The 4,117-nt window shown below is 40.9% G+C and carries 6 protein-coding genes; 4 read left to right on the forward strand and 2 right to left on the reverse strand.

What is annotated here, in order from left to right; translation table 11 throughout:
* The first annotated feature begins 33 nt into the window (after positions 1-33).
* A complete protein-coding gene (locus PSN35_RS06335; RefSeq protein ID WP_300031012.1) occupies positions 34-546 on the forward strand; it encodes a DsrE family protein in 513 nt (170 codons plus the stop codon).
* Between the two features lie 103 nt (positions 547-649).
* Here the strand turns inward: PSN35_RS06335 and PSN35_RS06340 are convergent, their stop codons facing one another.
* A complete protein-coding gene (locus PSN35_RS06340) occupies positions 650-907 on the reverse strand; it encodes a hypothetical protein (protein ID WP_300031014.1) in 258 nt (85 codons plus the stop codon).
* Between the two features lie 102 nt (positions 908-1,009).
* Between PSN35_RS06340 and PSN35_RS06345 the strand changes: the two genes are divergently transcribed.
* From PSN35_RS06345 to PSN35_RS06355, 3 genes are all read left to right on the forward strand, one after another.
* Positions 1,010-1,597, forward strand: coding sequence for a LexA family transcriptional regulator (locus PSN35_RS06345; RefSeq protein WP_300031017.1), 588 nt, complete (start codon positions 1,010-1,012; stop codon positions 1,595-1,597).
* The gene (locus PSN35_RS06350) at positions 1,590-2,840 is read left to right on the forward strand and encodes a Y-family DNA polymerase (RefSeq protein WP_300031021.1); all 1,251 of its coding nucleotides are present in this window, start codon (positions 1,590-1,592) and stop codon (positions 2,838-2,840) included. Before PSN35_RS06345 ends, PSN35_RS06350 begins: the two co-directional genes overlap by 8 nt.
* A 94-nt stretch (positions 2,841-2,934) precedes the next feature.
* A complete protein-coding gene (locus PSN35_RS06355; protein ID WP_300031024.1) occupies positions 2,935-3,429 on the forward strand; it encodes a hypothetical protein in 495 nt (164 codons plus the stop codon).
* Here the strand turns inward: PSN35_RS06355 and PSN35_RS06360 are convergent.
* Entirely contained in the window at positions 3,426-3,893 is a 468-nt protein-coding gene (locus tag PSN35_RS06360) for a YaiI/YqxD family protein (protein WP_300031027.1), read from the reverse strand. The genes PSN35_RS06355 and PSN35_RS06360 overlap by 4 nt on opposite strands.
* Positions 3,894-4,117: the final 224 nt, after the last annotated feature.

Here is a 4,117-nt window from a genome sequence, read left to right on the forward strand (position 1 = left end):
CCCTCATATTGAAAATTTGCTAAATTTTTAAAATTGTTTGATAATGTCACTATGCTTATCTTTAATAATTTTGTAAAAATATTGCTGTTGATGCTTGTTTTGGCCAGTCAATCGTATGCCAATGCTATAAAGTACTCGAATTCGAGTGTTAATGCGCTAATTGACGCTAATATTGAGCCAGACGGGGTGGTTTTTGAGCTGGTAGAGTACAAAACTGATGCTTGGGATTGGGCAGCGCCCAAAATAAAGCAATTAATTGGGCAATTAAGGCATAAATACCCTAATTTAGATATTGCAATTATTTCTCATGGTAATGAGCAGTTTCAGTTAACGCGCAAAAATTTGGCAAAAAATCAAAATACCGTCTTTTTATTGAATAATCTGTCAAAACAAGGGGTTGGCATTCATGTTTGTGGGGTTAATTCGTCTTGGAATGGTGTTTCTGAGGATGCTTATATTGATATTGTTGATGTGGCGGTTAGTGGACCGGCAAAATTGAATGATTATATCAATTTGGGTTATGTGCCAATCATACTGAATAGATAAAACGTTAAAGCGATTAAAAATTTAGCAAATATTTAAAATCATCCTTGGTTTGCTTTTAATTTATAAAAATAGGAGCAGGTATTTTTTTTTAATGGCAGTATTTTTACTTGCGCACCAAATAGTAAGAGATAAAAACACCAATCGCGATTTCTAGTACGGCGTATAGGGTGTATTCAAATCCAAACGTAGCGGAGAATATAACAAAACCCCACATTAGCACAGCAACTACTGCTCTGCTAATTTTGCTTAACACCCAGTGCGGTGCGGCGTCAGGCCCTTGAAGGGCAAATCTACCCATAGGCTCAACCGCCATGCCAATTAGAACGCCGATGATTACATGGGCAACATTAAAAAGATCCATTGTGGATATTTTAGGCCTTATTGGGCGTTAAAAGTAGTTGTTGAATAGGGCTTATTGTTAAGATATTTTTTCCATTCATTTGAATTATGTTACAATATTCAAATGAATACAATAACACAAAATCATGGGGGCGCCAGAACGGGCGCTGGGCGCAAAAAGAACTCGGGTAAATTTAAAGAAGATACCAAAGTAATGCGCGTGCCAGTGAGCTTAGTAGACCAAGTTAAATCTACTTTAGATGTGTATAAATCCCAGCTTAAGTCTGATGTAAATGTGTTTGAATTTGATGCCAATGCACCGAGTTTGTCTATTCCTATTTTTTCCTCACGTGTGCAAGCGGGCTTTCCTTCTCCCGCGGATGACCACCTAGAGGATCGGCTTGATTTAAACAAGCACTTGATTCACCATCAAGAGGCGACTTTCTTTGTGCGGGCACAAGGTGAATCTATGCTAAATGCAGGTATTCATCCTGGGGATATTTTGGTGGTAGATAAATCTCTACCTGCTAAAAGTAGCAAGATTGTGATTGCTGTGGTGGATGGTGAGTTTACCGTTAAGCGCCTGCATAAGTACAAAGGCAAGATTACACTAAAGACAGAAAACCCTGAGTTTGACGATATTGAAATTTGTGAAGGCAATGAGTTGATTATTTGGGGCGTGGTGACCTCGGTTATTCACCAATATGCCTAAGCTTAATCAGCAAAAATTTGCCCTGGTAGATTGCAATAATTTTTATGCCTCGTGTGAGCGTGTGTTTGATCCAAAATTAGAGCGCGAGCCTATTGTGGTTTTGAGTAATAACGACGGTTGTGTGATTGCGCGCTCGAATGAGGCTAAGTCACTCGGGATTAAGATGGGTGTGCCGTATTATCAAGTTAAGGATTTGATTATCGATAAATCAGTGGTGGTTAAGTCCTCAAACTATCCTTTATATGGCGATATGTCGTCACGAGTGATGAAGGTGATTAGTCAATATTCTCCTGTGCAAGAAGTGTATTCAATTGATGAAAGTTTTTTAGATTTATCAGGCTTAATGGTGAATCTAAACACGCACATGCAAGCACTTAAAAATCAGGTTAAATCTTGGACGGGTATTCCTGTTTGTGTGGGTATGGGCAGTACTAAAGTTTTAGCCAAGCTGGCTAATCGAATTGCCAAGATTTACCCAAGGTTTAATGGCGTGTTTGACATTGACACACTGCCTAATGATCGATTTAACAAATTGTTAGAGTCTGTTGAAGTGGGTGATATATGGGGTGTGGGGCGCAAATCTGCACAGAAGCTGCAGCAAGTCGGCATTCATAGTGCGTATGATTTTTATCAGGCTGATATTGGTATTATTGAAACCTTGTTAGGCGTAAATGGCAAGCGCATCTATCGGGAGTTGTATGGGCACGCTTGTTTGGCGTTAGAGGAAATTGCACCTGCTAGAAAACAAATTGTTTCTTCACGATCCTTTGGGCTGGATTTAAGTGATTTTGATGAAATTAACCAAGCGTTAACTAGCTTAACTCGAAAAGCCGTTAATAAGCTTAACCGGCAGTCTTTGGCGGCAACTTCACTGAGTGTGTTTATCTACACAAACCCTTTTAAAAAGGGTGTTGAGTGTATTAACTTATCAAAAACTATGGGTATGAGTACACCTATTAGCGATGAAAATTTGCTAATTCCTTTGTGTGCCAAGCTGCTTAAACAAATTTATGAACCGGGCTATGGATTTTATAAGGGTGGTGTTATGTTGGGTAATTTAACGCCAGATAAGAGTCAGCAAGACTTGTTTGCCATTAGTCAAAAAAGTGTTCAGTTTGCGGATCAGCCGTATGGTAATTTATTACGCTATGCGAGCGAGTTGGGTAATGATCGTTGGCTGCCAAGGGCTGAGTTTCAATCAAATCGATTTACTACCCATTGGTCTGAATTATTAACGGTATAGTGGGCTGGCTGTTTATTTTGCTGAAAAACCACTTGTGCGCTTGCTAATCAGCGTGTATAGTTCAAGCTAATACTAATTAAATCTTGGGGAAGATATGAACACAAAGCACAAATTAATCAAAATTTGCATCGGTATAACATTTGGCATTAGCACAATGGCTTTTGCTAATTTTGGCAATCCATCGTCAATGATGTCACCATTTGGCGGGCAAACGTTTGCTCAGCCGTCGATGCAACAATTTGGCGGTAGTGCGATGCCGTGGGGCGGACAAAGCTTTGCTCAACCTAGGTATTCTAATCCAAGATATGCATCTCCAAGGCAGCGATACAACGCTCAACCAGCTTACAATCCGATGCCGTGGGCAATGGGTGGTGGTAATAGTAGGCAAGCTCAGCCAGCGCAGTCTTTTGGTGGCATGAGTATGATGCCGTTTAATCCGGGACAGCCTCAGCAGCAGTTTCGTCAACCGCAATCTTCTTCATTTATGATGCCGGGTATGGATCAAGGGATTCGCTCCATGATGGAGCCGGGCAAAATTATGGCTGAAGAAGCGACACCAGGTGTTTACATGAAACCAACTTGGCGCTAAGCCTTATGTTGATTTAGCCAACGATCTAGGTGATTGGCAAAGCTCTGTCGATCTGCTTGACTGAGCGGTGGTGGACCGCCTGTTTGCACACCACTTGAGCGAATTACATCCATAAAATCACGCATACTGAGTTTTGCTTTAATATTACCGGCGGTGAATAATTCTCCTCGCGGGCTGAGTGCTGTTGCACCTTTGGTGATTGCTTCATCAGCCAAAGGAATGTCACTAGTGATAACCAGATCGTGTGCTTTAAGCTGTTTAACGATTTCATTATCAGCCACATCAAACCCCGGCATCACCTGAATAAAATTTAGATATTGAGAGGGTGGTAAGTGCAGTGCGTGATTGGCGACTAGCGTGGTTTTGGTTTGAGTGCGATCAGCTGCCTTAAATAAAATTTCTTTAATAACTACCGGGCAAGCGTCAGCATCGATCCAAATTTGTGCAGCGGTTTTGTTGGTCATTAGGTGTAGGTTTGGTTGATTAATAAAGATTATCCCTATTGGATGATGTCAATGGGTGGTTTGTTGAATTTGTTTCTTAAGAGGTGTATAGTTAAACTGAAGCAACAAGAAAAATAGGAGGCGGTATGAAAATGAAGAGTTTATTAATGGCTGTCACAACTGGATTGTCAGCATCGGGCGCTGCAATGGCGGCGCAAACGTTGGCAAAAGACTATGCGCAATCT

It is taken from the genome of Candidatus Thioglobus sp., from assembly GCF_028599055.1.
Lineage (GTDB): Bacteria > Pseudomonadota > Gammaproteobacteria > PS1 > Pseudothioglobaceae > Thioglobus_A.

Excerpts from the sequence above, each read along its gene's own strand:
- PSN35_RS06340 (WP_300031014.1), bottom strand. The coding sequence starts at position 907 with ATGGATCTTTTTAATGTTGCCCATGTAATCATCGGCGTTCTAATTGGC.
- PSN35_RS06355 (WP_300031024.1), top strand. The coding sequence starts at position 2,935 with ATGAACACAAAGCACAAATTAATCAAAATTTGCATCGGTATAACATTT.
- PSN35_RS06345 (WP_300031017.1), top strand. The coding sequence starts at position 1,010 with ATGAATACAATAACACAAAATCATGGGGGCGCCAGAACGGGCGCTGGG.
- PSN35_RS06360 (WP_300031027.1), bottom strand. The coding sequence starts at position 3,893 with ATGACCAACAAAACCGCTGCACAAATTTGGATCGATGCTGACGCTTGC.
- PSN35_RS06350 (WP_300031021.1), top strand. The coding sequence starts at position 1,590 with ATGCCTAAGCTTAATCAGCAAAAATTTGCCCTGGTAGATTGCAATAAT.